Source organism: Anabaena sp. UHCC 0399 (assembly GCF_034931465.1).
Lineage (GTDB): Bacteria > Cyanobacteriota > Cyanobacteriia > Cyanobacteriales > Nostocaceae > Trichormus > Trichormus minutissimus.
The window spans coordinates 43,729-70,724 of sequence record NZ_JAYGGZ010000037.1 but is presented as its reverse complement, the minus strand read 5'-3'; the positions used below and the strand labels follow the sequence as shown (position 1 = coordinate 70,724).

Below are 26,996 nucleotides of genomic sequence, written 5' to 3'. Positions count from 1 at the left end.
TAAAAATAGATAGCAGGTGGATTGATTGACTAGAGAGGCTACTGAGGCTCAATTAAAGAGTTTATATCGCGTTGGTTATCAACTGACGTATACTATGCTTCAGCCCATACATCTTATATGCTTAGATAACAGAACTTTGAACATTTACATTTTAGCCGGACATAACGAAGAGCTTGAGTTTCAAATATTACCTAATAGAGAGGTATTTTGATGAGCCAAGTTAATTATAGTGCAATGTCAGATGCAGAATTGAAGCAATACTTTCTTTGCAACCGTCAGGATAAAGCTGCTTTCCAAGCATACCTAGATAGACTTAATCAGCAACCACACAAAATCATTGCCAGTCCAGAAGATCCTAATTTTGATGAAAAAATTCAAGCCGCAATTCGACAAAAGTTAGAAGCAGCAAAAATCAGCAGCGACTAAAGACAGTTTCACTACTAGCCTCAAATGTTGAAGTTTTGTAAATATCATGCTTTGGGTAATGATTATTTAGTTATCAATCCCCAAGATTTATCATTTGATTTGACCCCTGAGAAAATTAAAATAATTTGCGATCGCAATTTCGGTATAGGCTCTGATGGTATTTTGTTGGGGCAGCTACCATCAAACACAGCAAAATTCGCTTTACACATCTTCAACCCCGATGGAAGTGAAGCCGAAAAAAGTGGTAATGGATTGCGGATTTTTTCCCGTTACCTATGGGATATGGGACTTGTTGACGAAAAGCCATTCTCAATTGAAACCGTAGGTGGATTAGTTCAATCCGTGATCAAAGATGCAGGTAAAACAGTCCAGGTTGAAATGGGGAAAGTCAGCTTTTGGAGTTCTGATATTAATGTAGTGGGAGATAACCGAGAAGTAATTCAAGAAAAAATTACTGTTGGTGATAAAACTTTTTATTTTTGTGCCGCGACAATTGGTAATCCACACTGCGTGATTCCTTTAGCTGAAATCAACCCAGATATTGCAAAAGAATATGGTTCACGTCTAGAAGTTCATCCCTTATTTCCCAATCGCACTAATGTGCAATTTATGAAAGTTTTAGATAGAAATACTATTCAAATTGAAATTTGGGAAAGAGGTGCTGGTTACACTTTAGCTTCAGGTAGCAGTAGCAGTGCGGCGGCGGCTACTGCACATAAACTTGGTTTGTGTGATTCTGAAATTACCGTAAAAATGCCTGGGGGAGAAATTTTGATTCAGATTAAAGATGACTTTCATATCTCTATGACTGGTTCTGTCACCAAAGTCGCCCAAGGAGAATTATCAGATGAACTATTCACAATAATATAGATTTTCAATGAGGATAATTTACAGTTAATTGGTATAGGAATTAGCCGTAAAGATTGTCACGAAATTAGTGATATCGCCTATGGTTTGGCAACTAATACCCTCTCAGGACTTAGAGGAGATATTGCGATAATAGATTAAGCTGATATTTTAACAAGCAAGTAAGGTGATTATGGCAATCACACTAGATCAATCTCTATCTGTGAAAATGACTCTGGAGGAGTTCTTTAATTATGACGATGGCACAGATGCAATGTATGAATTGGAAGATGGAGAACTGCTACCGATGCCGGCTGAGAGTGAGAGAAATCAACGAATTGCCATGTTTATCCTTGTTTATCTTGTGCAATTAGGTATCTCATCTTCTCAGTTGCGGATGAAAACAGAAATTGTGACTACTGGCTCACGGGTGCGCGTTCCTGATTTGGTGGTATTTTCTGAAGAGTTGGCGACGGCGATGGAGGGTGCTAAACGATCTACTGTCATGCCAGAAATGCCACCACCGTTATTGGTAGTGGAAGTGGTGAGTCCAAATCAAAGCAGTCGTGATTATCGCTATAAGCGATCAGAGTATGCAGCACGGGGTATTACTGAGTATTGGATTGTTGATTCCATACAAGAGCAAGTCACGGTTTTGGAATGGGTAGAGGGTTTTTATGAAGAGAAGGTGTATACAGGGGATAGCGAGATATCTTCACCGATATTTACCGATCTCAAGTTGACTGCTGCTCAAGTTTTGCAGTGTCAATCCAAGTGAACTTACACTGTACCGAAAGGTCAGTTTAGGCTTCCCAATTCATCAGGGATTGCCTCGACCTTCGTAGATTTTTTACGTCCCGAAGACTTTGGTCTTACATCCCCTCCAAGGGCAGAAGAGCTAGTTCCTAACTCCAAAATTCGTAATCCTACTCTTCGGGAACGCTTCGCGAACATTCTAATATTTATTGCAGCTTAACCACCTTGTCACCCGTTAAGGCGAAAACAACTAGAATTTTCATGCAATCTTACTTGCTCAAATTGTGAAGAAATATTTCGCCAACAGTGTCTTCGCTAGATCCACCCCTAGTTATGCAGGTGTTTAGAGAAAGTAAATTTAGTAATGATAAATGTCACGGTTAAGTAATGACATTGATCCGATGTGCGCTCTTACAACCTCAGACTAAATTAATACTATCAACTCAACCAAAGCCCAGGTGAAAGCCCAGGGAATGGAATTATCTTTCCCATATAAGGGAACAGAAGGAGATTATATCCATGAAAACAATGAAGAAAAATAAGACCAAACAAAACCCTAAAGAGTCCAAACTCACTAAACTCTCACTGTCCGATGTTGCGAATGTGTCCGGGGGCCATAAGTATAGGTTGCAAGATGTTCTAGTGAGTAGCTATCAAACTCACTAAACTCTCACTGTCCGATGTTGCGAATGTGTCCGGGGTCTATAAGTATAGGTTGCAAGATGTTCTAGTGAGTAGCTATAGTAGTTCATAAAGTTGAATTGATGGATAAGCAAGTTTGTAGTAAAAACTTAAGTCCTTACTACAAACCATCAAAAATAACTTGACACAGCAATAGTCTTAACCGCTAAATCTTCTACACAAATAACTTGGTTTTCGTATGCTATTTTGCGAGATAGCTTGTGTAGAAAGTCATATGAACGATCGCAGGTTATATTACTGCTTTCCAGGAAGATGGTTTACCTATTGTAAACAACTGAGAAAAATACTGAACCAGTATTTAGGTAGTAGAGTGTAAATTCAAAAATATGAGCATCTACTACCATTCATGAATACTCACAAAATCAAATCCTGGGAAGAAGTCCGCGCTGCTTTTCAAAAAATCTGGGGTTATGAAGATTTTCGTCCGCCACAAGGAGAAATCGTCAACAGTTTGTTATCACAAAAAGATGCGCTCATAATTATGCCCACGGGGGGCGGAAAATCAATTTGTTTTCAACTACCTGCATTGCTACAAACAGGGTTGACTTTGGTAGTATCCCCGTTAGTAGCACTGATGGAAAATCAAGTCCAGGAACTTCTTCAAAGTCAGCAAAAAGCCGCATTGTTGCATAGTGAATTACCATCATTTCAACGCCGTGCAACTCTGCAAGCATTAGAAAAACAACAGCTAAGATTACTGTATTTATCTCCAGAAACTTTATTAAGTCCGCCAGTTTGGGAACGATTATGTCAGCCGCAATTGCAAATTAATGGTTTGATACTTGATGAAGCTCATTGTCTGGTGCAGTGGGGAGAAACATTTCGGCCGGCTTACCGCAGATTAGGGGCTGTCAGACCTGCATTACTCAAACATAAGCCACCAGGGACTAAAATTAGCATTGCTGCATTTACCGCTACAGCTGATCCCTCGGCGCAAAAAACTATTCAAACAGTTTTACAATTACAGCAACCAGAGATTTTTCGCCTCAACCCTTACCGTCCTAATTTGCATCCTACTGTCCGCATTGCTTGGACTCCTAGGGGGAGAAAACAACAATTAATCAAATTTATTCAAAATCGACCACAACAAGCTGGATTAATTTATGTCCGCACTCGGCGAGATAGTGAAAATTTAGCTGCTTGGTTAGCAGAGATGGGTTATAAAACCGCTAGCTATCATGCGGGATTAGGTGCAACAGAACGCCGGGCTGTGGAAGCTAGTTGGTTGGGTGGTAAAATCCCCTTTGTGGTTTGTACCTGCGCCTTTGGGATGGGGATAAATAAACCTGATGTGCGTTGGGTAATACATTTTCACGCACCGCATCTGTTATCTGAATATGTGCAAGAAATTGGACGTGCGGGAAGGGATGGTAAACCGGCTGAGGCTTTGACACTGGTAAGTGAACCGACAGGGTGGCTAGATCCAGAGGATAGACAAAGACAGCAATTTTTTCAAGAACAAATGCGATCGCAACAGCAAAAAGCCCAGCAACTAGTGAAAAAATTACCACAACAGGGAGAAGTTAACGCTATCACCAGACAATTTCCTGATAGTGCGATCGCTTTAGCATTACTCCATAGTGGTGGACAATTAAACTGGCTTGACCCTTTCAATTACAAAATAGAACACAAGCCAAAAAACCAGCCACCAACACAATTACAGGCTTCCCAGCAAATGACTCAATACTTAAATACTAAACAATGCCGTTGGCAGTTTTTGTTAAATGCTTTTGGTTTTGACAAGGAAGCTGCTAACTGGCGTTGTGGACATTGTGATAATTGCGGCTAATACTTTGCAGATTGATTGCGTATCTTCAATATCCACCTTAAATATGCGTTATCCAGAAACAATGACTATGCTTCTGTGTCTTCTTCAACGACTTCAGCCTTTTGTGTGAGTGGTTTGACGACTTTTGCGATCGCCTCCTGCACGAATGCTTTAATAAACTCATCCCGGCGATTCATCTGGAACTGTCGCTGTACCACCTCAGTCATCCCACCATCACCCCAGTCTTGATCATGGCGAAAATATTCAATAAAACTTTTACCAGCAATCCTAGTTAAATATGCAGCTGTCACCCCTTGAATGGCTCTCCCAATCACAAATGTAGCCACATTTAACTGCAAAGCTGTTGTGAGTAGTTGAATTGCTCCTTTCACAATACCCAAGCTAGCAATAGTCTTGGCTAAAGACAGGGCTAACTCTCGTCCCCGTTCCATGTTCAATTCACAACCATAGATTCTGCCAATTTCTACGACCATTTGGGCATTGACGGCGGCTGTCGCTAGTAAATCTACTACTGGCAAAGGCGTAACTGATACCACACCAGCCCCAATCCACTGAAAACGCTCGACGATTTTATCAGCTTGGCGACGACGTTGAGCATCGATGAGTTTACGGGCTTCTTCTCCTAACCGCAGAGATTGTAAGAGAATATTATCTGCTACCAAATCCTCACCCTCAGCCCTTAAAATTGCTGCCATGCGGCGGAGTAAGGGGACAATATCCGATTCGGGTTGGAAGGTTTCCCCAGTTTCTAGTTGAGCCGATTGGGGATGAGCTGCGATCGCTACGACATCATTTGTAGCAATAAATCCCCGCACCCGTTGCCGCAATCTAGCTAAGATTGATTCCTTATCTTCATCAGTATACAGGTCGGTTTTGTTGAGAACTAAAAGCGATCGCTTACCAATTTCTGCTAACCCCTTCAATGGTTCATATTCTGATCGCCGTAAGTCATTATCCACTACAAATAACAGTAAATCTGCCTCTGTCGCCAACGCCCTAGCTAACTGTTCCCGTTCCGTTCCCGCTACCCCAGCTTCTAAAATCCCTGGTGTATCGGTAATTAAGATTTTGCGTTCCAATCCTTTCAACCGTAAACAGTAGGTTTCCCCGACGGTAGTTGTCCCCATTGGTGCGTCTACCTTGCCTACCATCCGCCCCATAATGGCATTCACCAGGGAAGTTTTGCCTGCACTCCCTGTCCCAAACACCACAACTTGAATCTCACCCCTAGCTAAGTTAGATTCAATTTCTTTTGTCCGACTTAGCAAAGCTTGGCGTGTGACTTCATCTTGGATTTGCGCTACCTGTTGACGTACAGCTTGCAGGGTGGAAGAAGCCGCGTCAGATTTGACAACGGGAATCTGTGCTGGTGTCACCCGTTTTCGGCTGCGGCGGGAACGCTGTTCACCAGACTGCAATACTAGTACGTAATAGACAAAGGCAGCAACTAAAGCCCCTACCAGAACAATCAGCAGCAACAGCAGCAGATTACCCAAAAACGGGGAATAGGATAACTGCCAATACAGGCGAGACAGGGAATCAATCAGCCACAGGGCGAGTCCCAGAATGACGATTAAACCAACAATTAGCGTAACTAGGCGCGACAAAGGGATTCGTGGCATTGCTAAATATTCATTACCCAGATGCTTCTCATCTTAATAGTTTCAGCATTAGTCATTATCATACTCAGAGCTAGAATTTGCGATCGCTCTCCCGATTTTTCATCCTTAAGTTCCTAGTTTTGTAGGCAGGATTTTTGCAAAATGGGAACTGGGGACTTGGGGGTATTAATCAAAATTATTCCTCGTCTTCCTGGTCTTTCTGTCTTTGCCAAGAACACAATCAGGAGAAATCAACCGATGGGACTGTTTGATCAAATTCTCGGTGCTGTGAGCAACCCCAATTTACAAGGTAATATGGGTCAAATACAAACTATTGTCAGAACTGTACAGGATTTGAGTAATACAACTGGCACAGATCCTGCAACAATCCAATCTGTTGTGGGCGTTGTGGGTAATTATGTACGCAGTGCGTTGCAACAAAAGCAAGCCACAGAGGGCAACGAATCAGCCCAAGCTTTGGTTAATCAGTATGCGGGGACTTCTTTTGACCCCCAAGCAGTAAGCTCGCTATTCTCTCCAAACACACAACAACAAGTAGCAGGAGTAACAGCCCAGCGCACTGGTTTAGACGCTAGCACTATTCAACAATTGCTACCTGTGGTTGTGCCTTTAGTGCTGAATTTGTTGCAATCTGGTACTAATGCTCAAAATCCTCAAACTGCCGGTAATCCTATACTGAATAACTTCTTGGATGCAGATGGAGATGGCGATGTTGATATTGCTGATGCTATCCAAATGGCTAGTCGGTATATGACTAGATAGTTGGATAGCAAAATTGTTTGGTGTAGTTGCAGATTGCCTGTCCTATTACACCAACAGTTTTTTAGACAAAGTGAATATCACTGAGGCTATAGCTAGTGGCAAAAATTGAGACGATATCAAAACTAGAAAATATTGAGGAAGATTCTAGATTACTCCGACTAGAAGCATCGTAGACACCGTTAGCTTGGACAATCTCATCTACAGTGGCGACTAGCAGAGAATCATCGGAGTTTTTGCTAGTCTCTAATAGTAATTGATTAGCGATCGCAATATAGTTGCGTCCGAAGATATAATTTCCTAACTTTTTCAGTTGGATTTGATCCTGACCAGTCTGGAAATCTGTGATGAAGGCGAAGTCATTCAGACCTAGAAAGCCCCCACCTCCTACATAGTAAGGATTGGTCTGATCTCCTAGCACAAACTTATCTGGGTCTGCACCTCCGGTGAGGATATCTACTTCGTTGATACCTGGTTGGCGATTTGTAGCATCAACGCCAATGATGGTGTCTTTACCACCAAGACCAGAAATTTGGTCATTTCCTCTACCACCAATCAATAAGTTACTTTGGTTATTACCAACGATGTTGTCATCTTGTGAAGTTCCGGTGACATTGATAAAGTTTTGAACGTCAAATTTCAGCGTACCCAACCCTGGAACACCGTTGACTATCAGACTGTTAGTTGACAGATTAACGTTGAATGAAGTTGTTGTACTTGTGCCGGTAGAACCATCTATTTTATTGGCTTGTCCTTTTGCACCAATGATGGTTTCTATATTGAGGATCTGATCTGTACCTGCAATGCCTTTGTTGACAATACCAGACGTTTGTAAGGTAATACCAACATCTAAATTACTGTAGTCAGCCGTATCAAAACCAGTACCGCCATCGAGGAAATCGTTACCAGTTCCTCCGATTAAGATGTCATTACCACTATCGCCGGATAAAATATCGTTGCCATCACTACGTCTGGAGGTGAAGATACTACCTTTGTAGCCTCCACCAATGACATCATCACCATCTCCACCCTGCACTATATCATCACCGTTGAGTCCAAAGATTTCGTCGTTGCCTTGACCACCAATCAGCAGGTTATTGTTACTATCACCAACGATGCTGTCATTTTGTGCAGTACCGATGACGTTGACAAAGTTCTGAACTGTAAAATTCAGCGTCCCAATGCCTGGAACACCATTGACAACTAGACTGTTAGCTGCCAGATTAACGCTAATAGATGTTGTTGTACCTGTGCTGGTAGAAGCATCGATAGTATTAGCTTTTCCCTTCGCTCCAATAATAGTCTCTATCTCAAATAGTCTATCTGTGCCAGCTCTGCCTTTTTTAAGAATCCCAGTCGCTTCTAAGGTAACTGCCTGACCTAGTTCACTATAGTCAACTGTATCAAGTCCCGTGCCGCCAATTAAGATATCGTTGCCAACACTGCCGATAATATGGTCGTCTCCTGCAAGGGCAACTATCAGATCATTCCAGGGAGTTCCCAAGAGAACATCCTTCAAAGGAGTACCTACGATAACATTATCAATGAGAAGTAACTCCTGAGAGGATACAGTTGAAGGAATATAAGTTTGCAATTGGTCGATTTGAGTTTCCATATCGCCATCTCTCCCCTTACATAGAGTTAAAAAGTGTAAATACATTTAAACTCTTGTATAAATATCATGCGTAGGTTAAGAGATTGATACATTTCAGTTAAACTCAAAAACAGTCTGTATCCTGCGAGAAAATGCTTCAACGTTGAAAATTACGGGATTGGGGCTGAAGGGGAGATGATGGGCGAGGGGAAATATGATTTCGCAATAGGAGTAAAGGAATACTCAAGAATCCTAAAATCATGACTACTCCAGTCATAATCCAAACTGCCCAACGGTTAGGTTGATAGTCACTACGTTCAATTTGCCAAAACACTTGATTGTAACGCCATGCAGCCAAACCGATAGTGACAATACCGAAAACGACTAACATAATCCCTAAGTTTTCTGAATTAAACCAGGGATTTACGGATGTTTCCTTTTGTGTTATGACAACATTAAGCTGACGTAAAAATAGCCCAAAACGAGCGATCGCAAACCCAAAGCCAATTAAAGCTATAGAAGTACGTAGCCAAGCTAAAAAAGTCCGCTCGTTGGCTTGGTGTTCGCGTTGACGGTCAATTTTTGGGGTTTTACTCATCAGTATGTTTTAAATTGATGGCGATGGGCTGCGCTCCACCGTAGGTGTTCGCAAAATTGGGTAACTTACTCGTCACACATAGAGCCATCCTAAATCATTCATGAGAAACCAAATCCCCGACTTCAATTAATATCTATTTGTCACTTGAACTCGGATTCTAGGTGTAGAACAACGCCAATCATCCCCAGAAATACGTTGACACCCGGCTCTTTGCATAGCTTCATAAGGCACACCAGGAGCAGAGTAACGCCAACGTCCTTCGGGGGTGGGGCCAGACCTAGCACGTAGCTCTATATACTGCGTCCTCTGGTCTTGGCGTGGATACTGATCCCTATCGTCTCGGATTAGCACTCGGATTCTAGGTGTAGAACAACGCCAATCATCCCCAGAAATGCGTTGACACCCGGCTCTTTGCATAGCTTCATAAGGCACACCAGGAGCAGAGTAACGCCAACGTCCTTCGGGGGTGCGTCCAGACCTAGAACGTAGCTCTATATACCGCTCTCTCCCTCTTCTATCTCTATTGTTATATCTATCACCTCTATCATCTCTATCATCTCTATCATCTCTATCATCTCTATCATCCCTATCATCCCTATCATCCCTATCCCGTCGGTTTCTACAAATGTTTGCCGCCTCGCGTGCAGAAACACCACGGTTTCTGAGGTTTTGAATACATTGCCCTAATGAATCTCTGGCGAAAGCTGGTTGCTGTGGTGTGAATAGCTCTATGGAAGCGATCGCACTACCGACCAATGCTATACCCAATATTGATGTGTTAATAATATGTTTAAGTTTTGGTTGCATGATTTTTACTCCTCACCGCATTTAACTTGCTTTCTAGAATCAACTCTTTGATTGTCTTAGTGCCTGTATAATATGGATCGCCCGATGAATTGATTTTGTTGCCATTTTTAACAAATTTTAATATCTTCTTTCTGTGGTTAGATGGATGATTTTAAACCACAGAGACACGGAGAACACAGAGGCGAAAGTAGAGATGTTGCGAGTTACTTGGAGATTGAGTAAACCATACAATAGTAATCGCAAGCTATAAATCATACCCACCAGTGAACGCGTCTAATAACACATCAGGCCAAACCCAGTCACGCAAAGCAGATCACATCCGTATCTGCTTAGAAGAAGATGTACAATGTCACGAAATCACCAACGGACTAGAACGCTATCGCTTCACTCATTGCTGTTTACCAGAATTAGACCGCAACGACATTGATATCAAGACAAATTTTTTAGGCAAACCTCTCAACGCACCCCTGTTAATCTCTTCTATGACTGGGGGAACTGAACAAGCGAAAATGATTAACCAGCGTTTAGCCATAGTTGCCCAAAACTATAAATTGGCAATGGGTGTAGGTTCTCAACGAGTGGCGGTAGAAAAACCCCAAGTAGCTGATACTTTTGCGGTTCGCAAGTATGCACCGGATATTCTTTTGTTTGCCAATGTCGGTGCGGTGCAACTGAACTACAAATATGGTTTAGATCAATGTCTGCAAATCATCGATATGTTAGAGGCGGATGCTTTAATTTTGCATATCAACCCCCTACAGGAGTTTATTCAACCTAGCGGTGATACTAATTTTCGCGGTTTACTAGACAAAATTGATAATTTATGCAGTAAGATATCAGTGCCAGTGATTGCGAAAGAAGTAGGTAATGGTATTTCCGCCGCAATGGTAAAGAAACTGATAGCAGCCGGAGTCACTGTTATTGATGTGGCTGGTGCAGGCGGTACGTCTTGGGCAAAGGTAGAAGGGGAAAGAGCAGAAAACGCACTGCAACGACGTTTAGGCCGAACCTTTGCAGATTGGGGAATACCGACAGCAGAATGTATTACGAGTATCAGAGCGATCGCACCCAATATACCCTTAATTGCCTCCGGTGGGTTGCGTCATGGTTTAGATGTTGCCAAAGCGATCGCACTAGGAGCAGATATCGCAGGTTTGGCTATGCCTTTCCTTAAAGCCGCAGTAGAATCAGAAACAGCACTGCAAGATTTAGCTGAGGTACTAATTGCAGAAATCACTACTGTATTATTCTGTACAGGCAACACAAACCTGTCCGAGTTGAAACACTCAAATAGTTTACAGGTGACAGGGGACAGGGGAGCAGGGGGAGAAAAATACACTAATGACTATATAACTAAAAACTAATGAATAACTTTTTAAAACAAACTTTTGCTAGCTTAGTCGGGACTGTACTAGGACTCATGATTTTCTCTGGTATCAGTACAGTCGGATTTTTCTTTTTGGTGTTAGCTATTGCTAGTTCCAAAGATCCAGGCCCCACAGTCAAAGATAAGTCAGTTGTAGTTTTTGACTTATCAACGAACATCACTGATAGAAAACCTAGTTCTGGCGAGGTGCTACAAAATACCCTGTCTGGAGTAAGAGATGAACGAATGACACTCCGTAGTGTTCTCGACACCATCGAAAAAGCTAAGGGTGATTCGCGGATTGTTGGTATTTATCTAGATGCAACACGCAGCAGTGGGACGAGTAGCTTAGGTTTTGCTTCTCTTAAAGAAATTCGTAAAGCTTTAGAAGAATTCCGTGCGGCTGGGAAGAAGGTTGTCGCCTATGGTGTGGACTGGGGCGAAAAGGAATATTATCTCAGTTCCGTTGCTGATACCGTCGTCTTGAATCCCTTTGGTGCAATGGAAATTAACGGTTTGAGTAGCCAACCATTATTTCTAGCAGGTGCATTACAAAAGTATGGAATTGGGGTGCAGATTGTCCGCGTGGGAAAATTCAAAGGTGCAGTCGAACCCTTGTTACTGAATAAACTTAGCCCCGAAAACCGCGAACAAACTCAGAAATTATTAGATGATATTTGGGGAGAATGGCGCACCACAGTAGGTAAAAGCCGGAAAATTACTCCGCAAAAGTTACAAGCGATCGCAGATACTCAAGCATTATTGGAAGCCAAGACAGCTAAAACTAACGGTTTAGTAGATAAAGTAGCATACACTGATGAGGTCGTGGCTGACTTAAAGAAATTAACTAATAGCGATAAAGATGATAAAACTTTCCGCCAAATCGATTTAGTTGAGTATGCAGAAGTCCCTAACAAGTCTTTACCTGTAGAACGCCAAGCTAAGAATAAAATTGCTGTAGTGTATGCTGAGGGTGAAATTGTCGATGGTAAAGGTGACAGTGGACAAATAGGAGGCGATCGCTTTGCTACTATCCTCAACAAAGTCCGCCAAGATAAAAATGTCAAAGCTGTCGTTTTAAGAATTAACAGTCCTGGTGGTAGTGCTACAGCCTCCGAAGTGATGCAACGCGAAGTCAGACTAACTCGTCAAGTGAAACCAGTTGTCGTCTCGATGGGAGATGTCGCCGCTTCTGGTGGTTACTGGATAGCTAGCGATTCCAACCGCATTTTTGCCGAACCCAATACTATTACAGGTTCAATAGGTGTATTTGGGGTGTTACTCAATGGTCAAAAGCTAGCAAATGACAACGGTATTACCTGGGATTCTGTAAAAACTGCTCGTTATGCCGATAGTCAAACCTTTGCGCGTCCCAAATCATCCCAAGAATTAGCCCTTTATCAACGCAGTGTTGACCGCATTTATAATCTATTTCTTAATAAAGTTGCCCAAGGTCGCAAACTCCCAGAACAAAAAGTAGCAGAAATTGCTCAAGGTAGAGTTTGGTCTGGTGTAGCGGCTAAACAAATTGGTTTAGTTGATGAAATTGGTGGTTTAAATGCAGCCCTGACATACGCCGCCAAACAAGCTAAACTCGGCAAAGATTGGCAGTTACAAGAATATCCCAAAGAAGGCACATTCGGAGAACGTTTTTTTGGCCGGACAATTGAAGAAGCCAGCACCGTTTTAGGTGTGCAGAAATTAGACACTAAGCCTAATCTCCTCACAGCTGAATTTCAAAAAATCCAACAGGAACTAGCAATTATGCAAAATATGAACGACCCCCAAGGGGTTTATGCTCGTTTGCCTTTTAATTTAAAAATCGAGTAGTTATAAACACCTGAAAAAAAGAGGTGACAGGTGACAGCGAAGAGGGAAGCAGAGTATTTCTTCGCTAGTTTGCTACTGCGTTGCCAGGTGCTGCATATTTGCAGGATGAATTCAGACTTTTGACGAAAGCTGAAAGTAGATTCTATCCGGCGGGTTCTGTTTGCAGTATGAGTGAGGCAAAAATCATGCTCTTAATCAACACGCTCAAATTTGTAAAGAAGTATAAATTTGATCACATAGTTTGCATAATTTCCCTAATTGAGTTGTATATAAAAAGGAATACCTGCAAATTCAGTCATTCCACAGAACCTCTATAGGGTTTGACTGAAGATTATGCAAAATTTACAAGGGTGAATATGCTAACAAGAAAGGATTTTCTTCTATTTACAGGTAGCTTATCAATGGTGTTGATGTCACCATTAATGGTCTATGCACAAGTTAGTGGTGAACCTTATAATCCCTATCAAGTACCTGTAGACCAAGCTAACAATATAAATTCTGCATTTATTCCTAAAACTGGTCTTTCTACAGAGTTTAAACGCAGCACTATTTCTAGAGAAAATATTTATCAAATGAAGTTTCCTCTCGATAAAAAATCAGAACCAATTCCTAATCTACCAAAGTCTAAAATTAGTCCCACCTTAGAAAAATTACTCCTCTCCAATAGCACCAGAGAAGAAGTTGAAATCATTATCACCTTCAAAGAAGACCTGACAATTCCCTTATTACCGGAACTAAAAGATGGGGAGGAAAGAGAAAAATCTCAACAACGACAAGCAGCCATTGAAGAAATCAAAGCCCAACGAATAAAATCTCAAATGCGGTTGCTGGAACAATATAAAATAACCAGCTACTTTAAACCAACTGAACACTTTTGGATTACTAATGCTGTCGCAGGTAAAACTCGATTTAGTGCAGTTAGGGAGTTAGCACAACTAGAAGCTGTAGCTTATATCCAACCAGTTTACGGAGGAGAAAAACCACCTGATGCGATTACTAATAATGACGTTGATAATGCCAGAGCAATTGTTTTTTCTGACCCCTATTTCAACTTAGGATTAACTCACCCTTGGATTGGTTTGTTAGATACCGGGGTGAGAAGCACCCATGTTTTATTTAATTCTCCTAGTAACTTGGCCTGGTTACGAGATTGCGTCAATGGTGGGGCGAATTGTAACACCACTACCAACCCTGGTTATAACACTGATGATGATTCCTGGGATCATGGCACAAGTACCGCCGCCATTATTAGCGGTAACGGTCTCCTCGGTAATACATATCGTGGTATTACAGGGGTTAGTCTAGACAGTTGGAAGATTTATACTAATGCTGGTCTAAATTCGGCGGCGGCGATTAGGGGAATTCAAGCTGGAGTTGCAGCCTTTGATAAGGTGTTGGTAGGTGAATTACAGGCTCAAGAGACAGAAAATGGTGCGATCGCCACTGCGGCGGATAATGCTTATAACGCTGGTGTAATTTTTGTCTCAGCTAATGGTAACTTTGGCCCTGATAGTAGCACAGTGCGTTCACCTGCGATCGCTCACAAAGTCATTGGAGTCGGCGGTATAATGACCACCGACCAGACACAATACAACGATCAAGGTCGAGGCCCCGCTACCGATGGACGCTTCAAGCCAGATATCCAAGCACCTACCTTTAGCGAAACAGCCAGTAATGCCTCTGCGTCAGCGTTACAAGTATTTGGGGGAACTAGTGGTGCAACCCCTTACGCTTCCGGTGTAGCAATGCTAGCCCGCAATTGGTTGCGACAATTCGGCACTTATGACAATGGTCAAACCTATGCCTTCATGATTCTCTATGGACAGAAGTCTTACCCCTATAATAATACTGTCGGCGCAGGTGTCCTGAAAATGGCTACCAACGGCTGGGCGCATTGGGGTAAAGTGGTAGTCAACAACGGTTCTACTATCGATATCCCCATTAATGTTGGTTCTGGTAAGCAAGATTTTGATGCCTCTTTATGGTGGCCTGAGTCTGCGGCGCAAGCACACAATGACATTGATGTCCACCTGATAGACCCTTCCGGTGTAGAAAGAGCCAGGGGTTACTCAGCTTTGAGTATATTTGAACGCGCACGGGTTGCAGGTAATCTTACCCCTGGCACATGGAAGATTCGCATTCGTGGCTACAATGTACCGACTGGTGGACAGCTTGTGTATTGGGCATCTCATATCCGTAATTAGGTTAAAGGTGACAGGTGAAAGATTACAACAGAAATATTAGATATCTCCAAAAATGACCTAGTAGGCACAATTCAATTAATTAATTAATTAATTAATTAATTAGACATCTCCAAAAAGTAGAGGCATAGCATTGCTACATCTCTACAAGGTTTCTAGATAACGCATATTTCATTTCTGGAGATGCTCGTAACCTGTTTCCTGTTTCCTGTTTCCTGTTTCCTGTTTCCTGTCCCCAGTCCCCAGTCCCCTATTCGCGGTATCTTAAACATGATGCTCTGAGGGTCTCATATTTTATGAAAGGCAGAAAAGTGCTAATCACTGGCGGGACTGGTGGACTTGGTTTAGGTGTTACACCAGCAGTTCTAGCTCAAGGTGCTGACGTTACGATTACTTACCGCAATCCCCAAGAAGTCGAACGCCTCAAAGCAATTCTCCCTCCCGCAGATTTCGCCAGGGTGAATTTTATCACCGCTAACCTAGAAGAAGAGTCTTCAGTAGCAAATATCATCAACCGCATGGGACAGGTGGATGTGTTAATTCATCTTGTGGGTGGCTTTTCAATGGGCAAAACCCACGAATATAGTTATGACAGTTGGCAGCATGAGTTTGCCATCAATCTGAATACCACTTTTTTGACTTGCAAGTACAGCTTACAAAAAATGCTGGAAACTGGCTATGGGCGCATTGTCACAGTCAGTTCTAGGGCGGCTTTAGAACCTGCGGGACAATTAGCTGCCTATTCTGCGGCGAAAGCTGGTGTGGTAGCCTTTACAAAAGCGATCGCAGATGAAACCAAAGGTACAAATATCACCGCTAATGTCGTCTTACCTTCGGTGATTGATACCCCCAAAAATCGTCAAGCTATGGGTGCAGAAAATGCCGATAAGTGGGTAAAAGCTGAATCTATAGCCGAATTAATCTGCTTTTTAGGCTCAGATGCAGCTAAGGATATCCGAGGCGCAGCGATTCCAATATACGGAAGTATTTAGGGGTGTAATACGGTTAACGTTATTGGTTGGTAGAGACGTTGCATTGCAACGTCTCTACAGGCTATTTCCGAATGGGCGTCCCACAGGGATAAGTTGCTACCTCTGCATCAGTGACAACTTTCTCCGTTGGTTGGTCTTTGGCTGCTAAATAATCGGTGCGGAGTTTATCAAATAATGTGGGTAGCTGATCATACAATCGCTTCAGGGGGCGGGGTTGGCACTGCTTGAGGACATAAGCTGTGAGCAACGGTAGGGCAATTGTGCTGTCGGTATAACAAACAATAGTGCTGGGTAATTCATCAGGGTCAATCTTACCCCAACTAACCGCTTCCGCAGGTGTTGCACCCGATAAACCACCAGTATCAGGACGAGCATCAGTGAACTGGACAAAGAAATCATGTCCCCGTTCTTCTAATCCCAAGACCTCGTGAATCTGCGGTTGGGTTTGTAGCAAAAAGTTTTTAGGGCTACCACCACCAAGAATGACAGCCGCACTTTTACCTTCTCCTTCTCTGGCATTGTAGGCGATCGCAGCTGTTTCGTTGACATCAATGGCTGGATCTAATATCAACTGCGAACCTTCTAACGCCAACGCCGCTACATTCATCCCAATGGAACTGTCGCCAGGGGAAGATGTATATATAGGTACGCCACATTCATAGGCAGTAGCTAGTAAACAAGAATGCTGCACTCCCAATTGCTTCTCTACTTCCCGCACATACTTACCTAGCAAATAATGAAACTCAGCCGTTCCCATACGCTTTTGGAAAGGTTCAGCTTGCAGTATCTTACGGATGAATGCGTCGGTTTCTAGCAAGACATCATAGCCAAAGATGATGTCATAAATTCTGATTGTGCCTTCTTCCCGCAATTTCACATCATCTAAGAATGGATTGCCGGCGAACAACTCAAAACCCAAGCCATAGTGCATATCATGGTAAAGATTTGCACCAGTGCTAATCATCCAGTCAATGAAGCCATGACGAATTAGAGGTGCTAGTGCAGACACCCCAAAACCGGCTGGTGTCATTGCACCGGAAAGACTAACTCCCACGGTGACACCATCTTTAAGTACATCACGACTCATGATTTGGCAAGCTTCCCGCAAACGTGCCGAGTTATAGGCGGTGAAGTAATTATCAATTAAATCCACCACACTAATATCCGTTGACATCGGTATGGGTGAAATTTTTTTACCCAAATGTTTTGCCATTTTGAGACTCCCGAATAGTAAATACGCCGAATCTCATGTTAACTATGTTTCGGCAATTTCTGGCATGGCCTGAATGTAAGAATTGTCGGCGACATATCTGAATCGCACGTACCATTCAGCACCGGCTAAACGCCCCGCTACCGCTAACGGAACTGGGAACTCAGCACTTTTCATCTTACCGAGGGTTTCTGTAAAATATTAGTGGACACTAACCAAGTAATTCTGCGATCACCTCCGGTGGGCGGAACGCCATCGCCTCCGGTGGGCGGAACGCCATCGCCTCCGGTGGGCGGAACGCCATCTCTACGAGAGGCTGCGCCAACGCCTATGGTGAACGGAACATAATCGCTTCCGGTACTGCAATCTGCGCTATCGTCCTAATAACATCATATATTAAGTTATGCTACAAATTTCTAATAAAATCAGCATCTCCGATAGCGAGATCGAAATTAGCGCGATTCGTTCTCAAGGTGCAGGGGGTCAAAATGTCAACAAGGTTTCTACTGCTATCCACTTACGCTTTAACATTGAAGCTTCAACATTACCTGCTTTCTACAAAGAACAGCTTCTGAAGCTAAATGACCGACGCATTAACCAAGAGGGAGTTATTGTCATCAAGGCTCAAGAATACCGCAGCCAGGAGAAAAACCGTGAGGAAGCTTTGCAACGACTCAAACAACTGATACTAAGCGCGGTCATACTACCCCAAATACGCAAACCCACTAAACCAACTCGCAGTTCTCAAAGAAAACGTATCGACAGTAAAACTAAGCGAGGACAGATTAAGTCTATGAGAAAACAGGTAATTGAATGAAGTACCCTGAACTTCTTAAGTCCGTGTTAATTCTAATACCCTTGGCAAGTGACAAATAGACTACATTGAGTCCGTCAAGAAAACAAAAAATTCCCGCTCAACCTTCGCTTCAGGTCTGTGCGATCGCTATATTCTTCATCTTCAACTCTGGGACTTGAACAGTCATCACTGTAATAACTCTGAGGAAGTTCCGTATTGTTTCGACAACAAGTTCAAGGCGAATTATCACATCAAATGCGTCTGAACTGTTTACTATGATGTTAATATGCTGTAAATTTGTTTGTGAGATAGCCTATAGTTTCCATAGATAAATTCATGAAAACTTCAAAATCCTACGTAAATATCTGAAGTAAATTAAAACAGAGCAAATAAATGTAAAGCAACGAATTTGTGGCTAAATAAAGCCTAGATAACTTAAAAAGCGACTAAAACCTAAATTCTAGCGGTTTATGCTATAGAATGCCTGGTTTATGCGATTTTAAGCTCTTTACCTTGTTTTGCAACAAATTTTATTTATATCTCTAATTTGCTTGAGTCAAATATAGCCAATTTTTGGGCAGCATTTCTGTCGCTGGTTTTGGCAGCTAATCAAACTGGAAATGCTAAATATTTGACGAAAACTGTCGAATTCAAGGCAATGTGTTGTTTGAATTAACACAGTGATTTAATAACCAGACTTTAACAAATAAATTTTGTGTCCACAAAAATTGTTGGTACACAGCCTATGGAAATGAAACAAACTAAGATTAAGAGAAAACGAGGAGTTGTCTTAACTTCTAAAGGTCTACAACGATTGCAAGAAGCGATTATATCTTGGGAGATTGTAGAAAACAAAGGTAATCGGCTGACTTTATCAGAACTGGGCAACCGGATCAATGTTTCTAGCAAAACTCTGAGTCGATTGTGGTCTTTAAGTAAAGGTGTAGATCAAAAAACGCTCAAATTGTGCTTTAGTACCTTTAAGTTAGAATTAGAGGCAGAAGACTACATTGTCCTGAGTGAAGAGAATGAAACCGAAATATCTAGTTTCTTCACAGAGAGTTTGTCTACACCAGAAGATAATCCGTCTCAATACTCTAGTGACGAATTAGAAAGTTGTTTCTCATATCCAGATGGGCCAGTACCTTTGGATTCCACCTTATATATAGAGCGTCCGCCGATAGAGGAATTAGTTTATAGAGAAATTACTCAACCAGGCTGTGTAATTCGGATTCGCGCTCCCAGACAGATGGGTAAAACTTCTTTGGTACTGCGTCTGTTAAACTTTGCACAGACACAAGGATATCGCACTGTCAATCTAAATTGCTACCAGATTGATGACCACTGTTTAACTGACTTAAATCAGCTTTTGCGTTGTCTGTGTTGGCAAATTGCCAACGAAATGGGGATTGACCCTAAACTTCACGATAATTGGGATGAGGAGTTTGGTTGTAAGTTGATCTGTAGCTTTTACTTGCAAAACTATATTCTCAAGGCGAGTAAAAGTCCCATAGTTTTGGTATTGAGTGAAGTGGATCGCTTTTTTGAGTATCCTCACATTGCTCAGGAGTTTTTCGCTTTGTTGCGTTCCTGGTGCGAAGAAGCACGGCAAGATCAAATTTGGCAGAAGTTGAGGTTAGTAGTAGTTTACTCTACAGAACAGTATCTATCTCTAAATATTAACCGATCGCCATTTAATATTGGGCTACCTATTCGCCTAGAGGAATTTACCCAGCAACAAGTCATATATTTAGCTAGAAGATATGGACTCGACTGGAGTTCTGGTCAAGAACCTGCTCAATTGATGTCTCTTGTTGGCGGTCATCCGGCGTTGATTCAACTAGCTTTGTTTTATCTTGTCTCTCAAAATATAACTTTACAAGACCTCATACACGAAGCGATCGCCAATGGTGGAATTTACCGCCATCACTTACGGCGACACTGGTTAAGACTAAAAACTAATCCTAGTTTAGTAAAAATATATACTCAGCTTGTATTTGCACAACAAAGTATGATTCTTGATCCTGTTGATACTTATAAACTCGAAAGTTTAGGATTGATTTGCTTTGATGGCGATCGCGTCTTACCTCGTTGTGAACTTTACCTCGCTTATTTTAAAAAACAACTATCTGCCATTGTTTAACTAAAATTCCATAATCAAGGAGATTTAAAAATTACAAATCTCCTTGATTATGGAATCATATTTTTTCACGCAGATGTTGAAAATCTCCTAAAATTTTGGACTAAACATGAGTGCAGATTAATTACCCTGAACTCATGTCACTATACTTATACTTTTATAATTAAAATGCAAGGATAGTTAAGACCTTTAAGCAGAAAGTTAAGCAATAAGAAGACAGTTAAGACATTTAAACTAAAAGTCCGTAAATTATATGAGTGGTTTTTCCCTAATGAGAACTAAGCGATATGGGACTAAAATTTAATGTACTTAAACGGAGCAAACCGCATTGTAAAGTATATCTATTTCATCGGCATAAAGTATCTAAAAATTGCTGACCATTGTGTTAATCTCTTTGTTTGATATCAGAATTTGACATGAAATACCAAGTTGGCGGTAGTCTCCCTAGTGATGATCCTAGCTATGTTATCCGTCACGCGGACGAACATCTCTATGCCAGTCTCAAAGCAGGCGATTTTTGTTACGTCTTTAATTCTCGCCAAATGGGTAAATCATCTCTACTACATCGCACAAGGGATCATCTGACGAAAGAAGGTCATAACTGTGTTTATCTAGATGTGACTCGTTTAGGTAGTGAGGATACAACAACTGAACAATGGTACAAAGGAGTTATTATCAGTCTTTTTTACGGCTTAAATTTGGCTGAAGAAGTCAATTTTAAACAGTGGTGGGAGATGCAAGCAGGTCTTTCCCCTGTACAGAAATTAAATCAGTTTATAGAAGAGGTGTTATTGTGCCAAAAACAAAATCAGCGTATTTTTATTTTTATTGATGAAATTGATAGTTTGTTGAGTTTGAGCTTTTCAGCCAGTGACTTTTTTGCCTGGATTCGTCATTGTTATAACCAAAGAGCGCACGATCCGAAATTTCAACGTTTAGGATTTGCACTGTTTGGGGTAGTCACTCCATCCGACCTAATTGCTGACAAGCGTCGCACACCTTTCAATATTGGTACAGCAATTGAGTTGTATGGTTTTAAAATAGACGAAGCTACACCATTGCTGTCAGGGTTAGCACAAGTAATCAGCCAACCCCAGATAATTCTACAGAAGATTATTACCTGGACAGGCGGACAACCTTTTCTGACTCAAAAACTTTGTCAGTTAGTAGTTCACATTGCTGGGGAAACACCAACCAAAAAAATTAATCTACCCCCAGGTACGGAAGGATATTGGCTAGAGCAACTGGTAAAAAAGCATATTATTCAACATTGGAAAGCCAAAGACGATCCCGAACACCTCCGCACGATCCGCGATCGCCTCCTATTCAACGAACAACGGGCAGGACGGTTGTTAGGCCTTTATCAGCAGGTGTTGCAAGCTGAGACAGCAAGAGAAAAGGCGCAGGCTAACGCTCCTATAGTCATCGATGACAGTCGAGAACAGACAGAATTATTGTTATCTGGTTTAGTCGAGAAACACAACGGCTACCTCAAGATTAAAAATCCCATTTATCGGCATATTTTTAATTCTGAATGGGTGGTAAGGCAATTAGACAATCTGCGTCCTTACTCGCAAGTATTCAATGCTTGGGTAGCATCGGGCTATAAAGATGAGTCCCGGTTACTGCGAGGGCAAGCTTTAAAAGATGCTCAAAATTGGTCGCAAGGTAAAAGTTTGAGCGATTTCGATTATAAGTTTTTTGCCGCTAGTCAAGAATACGAACAGCGCGAAGTACGAACAGCATTGGAGGTAGCACAGGCTAAAGAAGTAGAAGCACGACTAGTACATGAGAAAAAAACTGCTAAATTGCAAAGATTTCTGCTAATTGGAATGTGTATTAAGTTACTCATTTCTATAAGTTTAGGGGTAGGAATTTTCATTTTGTACCGCCGATCTCTGAAAAGCGAAACTCAAGCTAAAAACAGTGAAATTCGGGCAATTGTCTCTTCTTCTGAGGGACTATTTGCCTCACATCGCAGGCTAGATGCGCTCATAGAAGCAATTAAAGCCAAAGATAGGCTGCAAAAACTAGCAAAACCAAACACGAATATTCAGCATCAGGTAGAGAATGTACTGCGTCAAGCTGTTTATGGTGCAGATGAGTACAACCGTTTTGTCGGTCATACAGCAGCAGTTATGGCCGTAGCAGTTAGTCCTGATAGTTCTCTCATTGCTTCAGCCAGTATAGATAAAACAATTAAACTGTGGCGACGTGATGGTACAGCAGTTGTAACTCTTCTAGGTCATCAGGGAGCAGTCAGGGCAGTCGCTTTTAGTCCTGACGGTCAGATACTTGCCTCAGCGAGTGAGGATGGTACGATTAAACTCTGGAAACGGCACGACACAGATGCACTGTGGCGTGTATCTAAAACATTTAAAGGACACACTGCTTCTGTTTGGGGAGTCGCCTTTAGTCCTGATGGCCAGTTCCTCGCCTCTGTCGGTTGGGACAGAACAGTAAGATTTTGGCAACAAGATGGGACTTTACTCAGAACATTTTCGGGTTACAAATGGGGGTTTTGGGGAGTTGCTTTTAGTCCCGATGGTCAAACTGTTGCGGCAGCAAATCTAGATGGAACAGTGAAAATTTGGCAACGAGATGCTACAGGCTGGCAAAATGCCAAAGCTCTACAAACTCTGGAAGGTCACACAGGTTGGGTTATGGGAGTTGCTTTCAGTCCTGATGGACAGACTATTGCTTCAGCGAGTGAAGACAAAACTGTCAAACTTTGGCAACGAGACAGTACAGATGGTAGCTATCGCCTTGATAAAACTCTGCAAGGTAACAGTGCGGGTATTGCGGGAGTAGCATTTAGTCCTGATGGTCAGACTATTGTCTGTGCCAGTCTCGACAAAAGTATGAAACTTTGGCACATTGATGGTACAGAACTGAGAACCTTCAGAGGACATAGTGCATCTGTCTGGGGTGTAACTTTCAGTCCTGATGGTAGTTTTATTGCTTCGGCGGGGGCAGAAAACGTAGTCAGACTCTGGCAAAGTGAAAATCAATTCCAGAAGAGTGTAATGGCTCATGGTGCAGGGATTTGGTCAATCGCTATTACCTCCGATAGTTCCACCATCGCTACAGCCAGTCATGAAAAAGTTGCTAAGTTTTGGAGTCCCCAAGGCAAATTACGGAAAACTTGGACTGAAAGAAGCGTAGTTTTCGAGATTTCATTCAGTGAGGATGGCAAGTTAGTTGCTCTTCCTGCTCACGATGATACGGTAAAAGTCAAGCGGCGAGACAGTAGTTTAATCGCTAGTTACAAATATCCTTATGGCAAAAGCACAGGAGCAGTATTGAGTCCTGATGGTCAATCGATCGCGATCGCCAATGTTGATAAAATTGCTCAGATATGGAAGCGTGATCAGTCTGCACCGCAGATTCTCAAAGGACATCAAGCTGAAGTGTGGCAGGTTGCATTTAGCCCTGACAGTCGGCTGGTTGCCTCAGCCAGTGGTGATGGTAATGTAAAGTTATGGACACTGGATGGCCAGTTACTCAGAACTCTTGTTGGACATTCGACGGCAGTATGGAGAGTTGCTTTTAGTCCAGACGGTAAAATGGTAGCTTCTGGAAGTGGCGACAATACTGCTAAGTTATGGACTGTTGATGGTAAGTTGTTGAAAACATTCAAAGGTCACACAGCTGCGATTTGGGGGGTGGCTTTTAGTCCCGACAGCAAAATACTTGCTTCTGCTAGTGTGGATACTACCATTAAATTATGGAAGCTAGATGGTACAGAACTAACAACCCTGAGAGGACATACCGCAGCTATTAGGAAAATTGCTATCAGCCGCGATGCAACGTTGCTGGCTTCCGGCGGTGATGACAACACACTAATTATCTGGAATTTGCAGCGCATTCTTAACTTAGATGCACCAGCTTATGGTTGCAATTTAGTCAAAGATTATTTGAAAACTAATATAGCTTTAGAAGATAGCGATCGCTCTTTGTGCGACTAGTTAGAATTAGGGCTTGCACAAGAGTAATATTACTTTAAATTTTATTGGCTAGATTTGTCAGAATTTTCTCAACTTAAACCCTTGCGGATTGCTTGTAGTCGCTGCAATATTGTCAAGAAATGACCATTATCTATGAGTTGTGCTAAATGTCCGCTACAAAAACGTTCTTGACGAACGTGGCTAGTAAATAATTTCTGTATTGTAGAAATATCGGCTACATTTAATAATTCAGGAGTAGTTACAAAACTATTAGCTTCATGCTGCCAATTTGTCCAATCAAAAGATATGACAAATTTTTCTGTATAAAGTGCTGTGATGAATCTATTAAATTCTTTAGAATAGTTGTAGGGGTCTAACGCTAGAGGTTCTGTTTGTATGTCATATAGTTGGCAGTCTTGATGAGAAAATAATGTTAAAAAGGTGAGTATATTATCAATATTTTCTAGAGCAATCTGATTAGACATACTCAAATCCTCAAGACTCAATTGCAAAAATTAGGTGCTAGAAGACAATTAGACAGATTCACCAAATATATTCTTATACAATCTCACACTAAATCATGCACGCAACATCTCCAACAGGAGCAGATTTAGTCAAAAATATCAGTCTTTTTTCACAAAATTTTCTTGTTTCTCTGCCAGATTCACCTCAGATGCTCATTAATCTCAGCACAAATTTTTCTTGGTTTTGTTAGTTGTAACATCTATTTTCTGTATCCTCGGATGACTTTGATGACAAGTGATACACCAGAAGCATTAGAATCAGATAAGGAAATTGAGCGTTTAATTGATGAAATAATGTCAGCCAATCTGACTGATGAACAGTACCGCGAAAAAATGCAGCGTCGTAAAGAAGTACAAGAACGACGCATAGCATCAGCTGTGCCAGAAAAAGGGTTAATTATTGTCAATACTGGTAACGGTAAAGGGAAAACAACCGCCGCACTGGGAATGGTGTTGCGATCGCTTGGTCACGGTTACAAAGTAGCCATTGTCCAATACATCAAAGGTTCGTGGGAACCTTCAGAGAAAAAGGTGTTCAGCCTTTGGGAAGACCAAATAGAATTTCACGCAATGGGGGAAGGCTTCACCTGGGAAACCCAAGACCGCGATCGCGATTTGGAAAAAGCCAGCGCAGCTTGGGAAAAATCACTAGAATTCATCCGCAACCCTGATTTTCAGCTAGTGCTATTAGATGAAATCAATATTGCGCTGAAAATGGGATATTTACAAGTAGATGAAGTGTTAGCTGGTCTAGCAGAGAAACCAGCCAATAAACACGTCATCCTCACTGGTAGAGGCGCACCAGCCGCAATCATTGACCGTGCCGACCTAGTTACAGAAATGACTCTGGTTAAGCATCCTTTCCGTGACCAAAACGTCAAGGCGCAACCAGGGATTGAGTTTTAATTAGGGGACAGGGGACAGTTAACGTTGAGTACACATTTGGAGAATGCGGCGATCGTCTCCACTAATAGAGTTAATCTGATGATAGTCTTGTAGGGCTACAGAGTGGGCATAAGTCATTGGCTCATCGCTGGAAAATCTAGGTATTCTACTAGTTGTAGCTACATCTGGTGAAATACCTGCATCTGGTGTACTAGTTACAGTCATTGCCAACTCTCCAGATTGGTTGAGTGTGCCTTGGAAGCAGCTAAACTCAGACCTAGGCATATATAATGCACCAACTAATCTACCTTGCCGTTTTTGAAATACAACATAGCCTTGGCCTATCTGGTTTGGTTGTGCTGATTGACCATACAGATAAATTCCATCTTTTGTAGGTACGTTGACTTTTTGGCTAATTCCTGAGTTTTTAGCAGCTTTTTGAGTATTAATATTCTTCTCTAAACTGATAGAGGAAACTAGTCTCGGTTGCTGTGACTGAAGATTGCTAATGCTTTCAGTGTCTTTGGCTACTGTCCGCAGTTGACTTCTTTGCTCACGAATTTGTCTTAGTTGCACTAGCAGAGGAGTCGAGGAACTATCTTGTTTTTGTTGCGTCGATGTAGGGAGAGTCGCAGCGTAAGCATAACCCGTCCTAGATATCGCTTGTGTAGAGTGAGGCGATTGTTTAATCTGATTATTTAGTAAAGTTTTTTCACCCACCACACCAAGGGTGAAAATTAAACCAATGGCGGGGATTGTCAATTGGCGCAAAGAAAAAAAGTTAGATATGTTGTTAAGCACCCGACTTCTCCTGTTACAAACTTAACGACTTCCTCAGCGATTCACTTAAACCATACCTAAGTTTCTATTATTTAAGATTCGGTCAAAGGTTTGATTAAAATTTCTGAGAATAACAAACGGCTAAAAAATGAGTTTTTATGCAATTTCCGATGATAGTCCTACCTTATCACTGATAAAGACATTAATGCTTCACCCAGAAGGTTCATTCTATTGGGGGATGCGCTCGGAGAATCCCATGCAATGAGAGGGTTTGACATCTTGCTGCTATATTTAGCAGTTAAAAAAAATTGACGTTTCGCCTCAATAACGTCTCGCTTTGTTAAGTACATAGATATCTACAACTGCAACTAATTCCATTTCGGAAAAGTCGCAATATTTTTTGTCTATCTTACAGACTAGAGTTTT

General features: G+C 41.9%; 22 protein-coding genes. 15 read left to right on the top strand and 7 right to left on the bottom strand.

The genetic code is table 11. The features are described from left to right. The first annotated feature begins 25 nt into the window (after window positions 1–25). The 5 genes from VB693_RS29065 to VB693_RS19350 all read left to right on the top strand — a co-directional run bounded on the left by VB693_RS29065 (window position 26) and on the right by VB693_RS19350 (window position 4,519). On the top strand, window positions 26–211 hold the full coding sequence (locus tag VB693_RS29065) for a DUF6888 family protein (protein WP_416233404.1): 186 nt from the start codon (window positions 26–28) through the stop codon (window positions 209–211). Continuing rightward, window positions 211–426: a DUF6887 family protein gene (locus VB693_RS19365; RefSeq protein ID WP_323267661.1), complete on the top strand. Its 216-nt coding sequence runs from the start codon at window positions 211–213 to the stop codon at window positions 424–426. Before VB693_RS29065 ends, VB693_RS19365 begins: the two co-directional genes overlap by 1 nt. Before the next feature lie 27 nt (window positions 427–453). Continuing rightward, window positions 454–1,296 (top strand): diaminopimelate epimerase, encoded by an 843-nt coding sequence (dapF, locus tag VB693_RS19360; RefSeq protein ID WP_323267664.1) that lies wholly within the window; start codon window positions 454–456, stop codon window positions 1,294–1,296. A gap of 169 nt (window positions 1,297–1,465) precedes the next feature. After that, a complete protein-coding gene (locus tag VB693_RS19355; RefSeq protein WP_323267660.1) occupies window positions 1,466–2,050 on the top strand; it encodes a Uma2 family endonuclease in 585 nt (194 codons plus the stop codon). A gap of 1,026 nt (window positions 2,051–3,076) precedes the next feature. Next, window positions 3,077–4,519, top strand: coding sequence for an ATP-dependent DNA helicase RecQ (locus tag VB693_RS19350; protein WP_323267659.1), 1,443 nt, complete (start codon window positions 3,077–3,079; stop codon window positions 4,517–4,519). 65 nt (window positions 4,520–4,584) lie between these two features. On the opposite strand, the gene VB693_RS19345 is transcribed toward VB693_RS19350, so the two are convergent. Next, complete coding sequence (locus tag VB693_RS19345; protein WP_190702176.1) at window positions 4,585–6,132, bottom strand: YcjF family protein; 1,548 nt, start codon at window positions 6,130–6,132, stop codon at window positions 4,585–4,587. A gap of 246 nt (window positions 6,133–6,378) precedes the next feature. Between VB693_RS19345 and VB693_RS19340 the strand changes: the two genes are divergently transcribed. Further along, window positions 6,379–6,903: a DUF937 domain-containing protein gene (locus VB693_RS19340; RefSeq protein WP_323267663.1), complete on the top strand. Its 525-nt coding sequence runs from the start codon at window positions 6,379–6,381 to the stop codon at window positions 6,901–6,903. A gap of 61 nt (window positions 6,904–6,964) precedes the next feature. On the opposite strand, the gene VB693_RS19335 is transcribed toward VB693_RS19340, so the two are convergent. From VB693_RS19335 to VB693_RS19325, 3 genes are all read right to left on the bottom strand, one after another. Further along, on the bottom strand, window positions 6,965–8,560 hold the full coding sequence (locus tag VB693_RS19335; RefSeq protein ID WP_323267658.1) for a calcium-binding protein: 1,596 nt from the start codon (window positions 8,558–8,560) through the stop codon (window positions 6,965–6,967). Between the two features lie 91 nt (window positions 8,561–8,651). After that, a complete protein-coding gene (locus VB693_RS19330; protein WP_323267657.1) occupies window positions 8,652–9,092 on the bottom strand; it encodes a YidH family protein in 441 nt (146 codons plus the stop codon). Between the two features lie 126 nt (window positions 9,093–9,218). Beyond that, window positions 9,219–9,899, bottom strand: coding sequence for a hypothetical protein (locus VB693_RS19325; protein ID WP_323267656.1), 681 nt, complete (start codon window positions 9,897–9,899; stop codon window positions 9,219–9,221). A gap of 263 nt (window positions 9,900–10,162) precedes the next feature. Between VB693_RS19325 and fni the strand changes: the two genes are divergently transcribed. From fni to fabG, 4 genes are all read left to right on the top strand, one after another. Continuing rightward, window positions 10,163–11,263: a type 2 isopentenyl-diphosphate Delta-isomerase gene (gene fni, locus VB693_RS19320; RefSeq protein WP_323267655.1), complete on the top strand. Its 1,101-nt coding sequence runs from the start codon at window positions 10,163–10,165 to the stop codon at window positions 11,261–11,263. Further along, on the top strand, window positions 11,263–13,095 hold the full coding sequence (sppA, locus tag VB693_RS19315) for a signal peptide peptidase SppA (protein WP_323267654.1): 1,833 nt from the start codon (window positions 11,263–11,265) through the stop codon (window positions 13,093–13,095). Before fni ends, sppA begins: the two co-directional genes overlap by 1 nt. Window positions 13,096–13,451: 356 nt before the next feature. Then, the gene (locus VB693_RS19310; RefSeq protein ID WP_323267653.1) at window positions 13,452–15,299 is read left to right on the top strand and encodes a S8 family serine peptidase; all 1,848 of its coding nucleotides are present in this window, start codon (window positions 13,452–13,454) and stop codon (window positions 15,297–15,299) included. A gap of 293 nt (window positions 15,300–15,592) precedes the next feature. After that, window positions 15,593–16,288, top strand: a complete 696-nt coding sequence (fabG, locus tag VB693_RS19305; RefSeq protein WP_323267652.1) for a 3-oxoacyl-ACP reductase FabG — start codon at window positions 15,593–15,595, stop codon at window positions 16,286–16,288. 61 nt (window positions 16,289–16,349) lie between these two features. On the opposite strand, the gene VB693_RS19300 is transcribed toward fabG, so the two are convergent. Next, window positions 16,350–17,501, bottom strand: coding sequence for a homospermidine biosynthesis protein (locus VB693_RS19300; protein WP_323267651.1), 1,152 nt, complete (start codon window positions 17,499–17,501; stop codon window positions 16,350–16,352). A gap of 201 nt (window positions 17,502–17,702) precedes the next feature. Between VB693_RS19300 and VB693_RS19295 the strand changes: the two genes are divergently transcribed. The 4 genes from VB693_RS19295 to VB693_RS19280 all read left to right on the top strand — a co-directional run bounded on the left by VB693_RS19295 (window position 17,703) and on the right by VB693_RS19280 (window position 24,402). Next, window positions 17,703–17,846, top strand: coding sequence for a hypothetical protein (locus VB693_RS19295; RefSeq protein WP_323267650.1), 144 nt, complete (start codon window positions 17,703–17,705; stop codon window positions 17,844–17,846). A 55-nt stretch (window positions 17,847–17,901) separates the two neighbouring features. Further along, window positions 17,902–18,315: an alternative ribosome rescue aminoacyl-tRNA hydrolase ArfB gene (arfB, locus tag VB693_RS19290; protein ID WP_190701731.1), complete on the top strand. Its 414-nt coding sequence runs from the start codon at window positions 17,902–17,904 to the stop codon at window positions 18,313–18,315. Between the two features lie 724 nt (window positions 18,316–19,039). Beyond that, entirely contained in the window at window positions 19,040–20,437 is a 1,398-nt protein-coding gene (locus VB693_RS19285) for an AAA-like domain-containing protein (RefSeq protein ID WP_323267662.1), read from the top strand. 413 nt (window positions 20,438–20,850) lie between these two features. Next, a complete protein-coding gene (locus VB693_RS19280) occupies window positions 20,851–24,402 on the top strand; it encodes an AAA-like domain-containing protein (protein ID WP_323267649.1) in 3,552 nt (1,183 codons plus the stop codon). 68 nt (window positions 24,403–24,470) lie between these two features. Here the strand turns inward: VB693_RS19280 and VB693_RS19275 are convergent, their stop codons facing one another. Next, on the bottom strand, window positions 24,471–24,866 hold the full coding sequence (locus VB693_RS19275; RefSeq protein ID WP_323267648.1) for a DUF6508 domain-containing protein: 396 nt from the start codon (window positions 24,864–24,866) through the stop codon (window positions 24,471–24,473). 267 nt (window positions 24,867–25,133) lie between these two features. Here VB693_RS19275 and cobO point away from each other — a divergent pair, with 267 nt between their 5' ends. After that, entirely contained in the window at window positions 25,134–25,811 is a 678-nt protein-coding gene (gene cobO, locus VB693_RS19270; RefSeq protein ID WP_323267647.1) for a cob(I)yrinic acid a,c-diamide adenosyltransferase, read from the top strand. An 18-nt stretch (window positions 25,812–25,829) separates the two neighbouring features. Here the strand turns inward: cobO and VB693_RS19265 are convergent, their stop codons facing one another. After that, window positions 25,830–26,591, bottom strand: a complete 762-nt coding sequence (locus VB693_RS19265) for a hypothetical protein (protein ID WP_323267646.1) — start codon at window positions 26,589–26,591, stop codon at window positions 25,830–25,832. Between the last annotated feature and the right edge of the window lie 405 nt (window positions 26,592–26,996).

What these genes read in the sequence shown, in the direction of transcription:
- VB693_RS19365 (WP_323267661.1), top strand. Translation starts at nt 211, where the DNA reads ATGAGCCAAGTTAATTATAGTGCAATGTCAGATGCAGAATTGAAGCAA.
- VB693_RS19355 (WP_323267660.1), top strand. Translation starts at nt 1,466, where the DNA reads ATGGCAATCACACTAGATCAATCTCTATCTGTGAAAATGACTCTGGAG.
- VB693_RS19350 (WP_323267659.1), top strand. Translation starts at nt 3,077, where the DNA reads ATGAATACTCACAAAATCAAATCCTGGGAAGAAGTCCGCGCTGCTTTT.
- VB693_RS19340 (WP_323267663.1), top strand. Translation starts at nt 6,379, where the DNA reads ATGGGACTGTTTGATCAAATTCTCGGTGCTGTGAGCAACCCCAATTTA.
- VB693_RS19335 (WP_323267658.1), bottom strand. Translation starts at nt 8,560, where the DNA reads ATGTATTTACACTTTTTAACTCTATGTAAGGGGAGAGATGGCGATATG.
- VB693_RS19330 (WP_323267657.1), bottom strand. Translation starts at nt 9,092, where the DNA reads ATGAGTAAAACCCCAAAAATTGACCGTCAACGCGAACACCAAGCCAAC.
- VB693_RS19325 (WP_323267656.1), bottom strand. Translation starts at nt 9,899, where the DNA reads ATGCAACCAAAACTTAAACATATTATTAACACATCAATATTGGGTATA.
- sppA (WP_323267654.1), top strand. Translation starts at nt 11,263, where the DNA reads ATGAATAACTTTTTAAAACAAACTTTTGCTAGCTTAGTCGGGACTGTA.
- VB693_RS19310 (WP_323267653.1), top strand. Translation starts at nt 13,452, where the DNA reads ATGCTAACAAGAAAGGATTTTCTTCTATTTACAGGTAGCTTATCAATG.
- fabG (WP_323267652.1), top strand. Translation starts at nt 15,593, where the DNA reads ATGAAAGGCAGAAAAGTGCTAATCACTGGCGGGACTGGTGGACTTGGT.
- VB693_RS19300 (WP_323267651.1), bottom strand. Translation starts at nt 17,501, where the DNA reads ATGGCAAAACATTTGGGTAAAAAAATTTCACCCATACCGATGTCAACG.
- arfB (WP_190701731.1), top strand. Translation starts at nt 17,902, where the DNA reads ATGCTACAAATTTCTAATAAAATCAGCATCTCCGATAGCGAGATCGAA.
- VB693_RS19285 (WP_323267662.1), top strand. Translation starts at nt 19,040, where the DNA reads ATGGAAATGAAACAAACTAAGATTAAGAGAAAACGAGGAGTTGTCTTA.
- VB693_RS19280 (WP_323267649.1), top strand. Translation starts at nt 20,851, where the DNA reads ATGAAATACCAAGTTGGCGGTAGTCTCCCTAGTGATGATCCTAGCTAT.
- VB693_RS19275 (WP_323267648.1), bottom strand. Translation starts at nt 24,866, where the DNA reads ATGTCTAATCAGATTGCTCTAGAAAATATTGATAATATACTCACCTTT.
- cobO (WP_323267647.1), top strand. Translation starts at nt 25,134, where the DNA reads ATGACAAGTGATACACCAGAAGCATTAGAATCAGATAAGGAAATTGAG.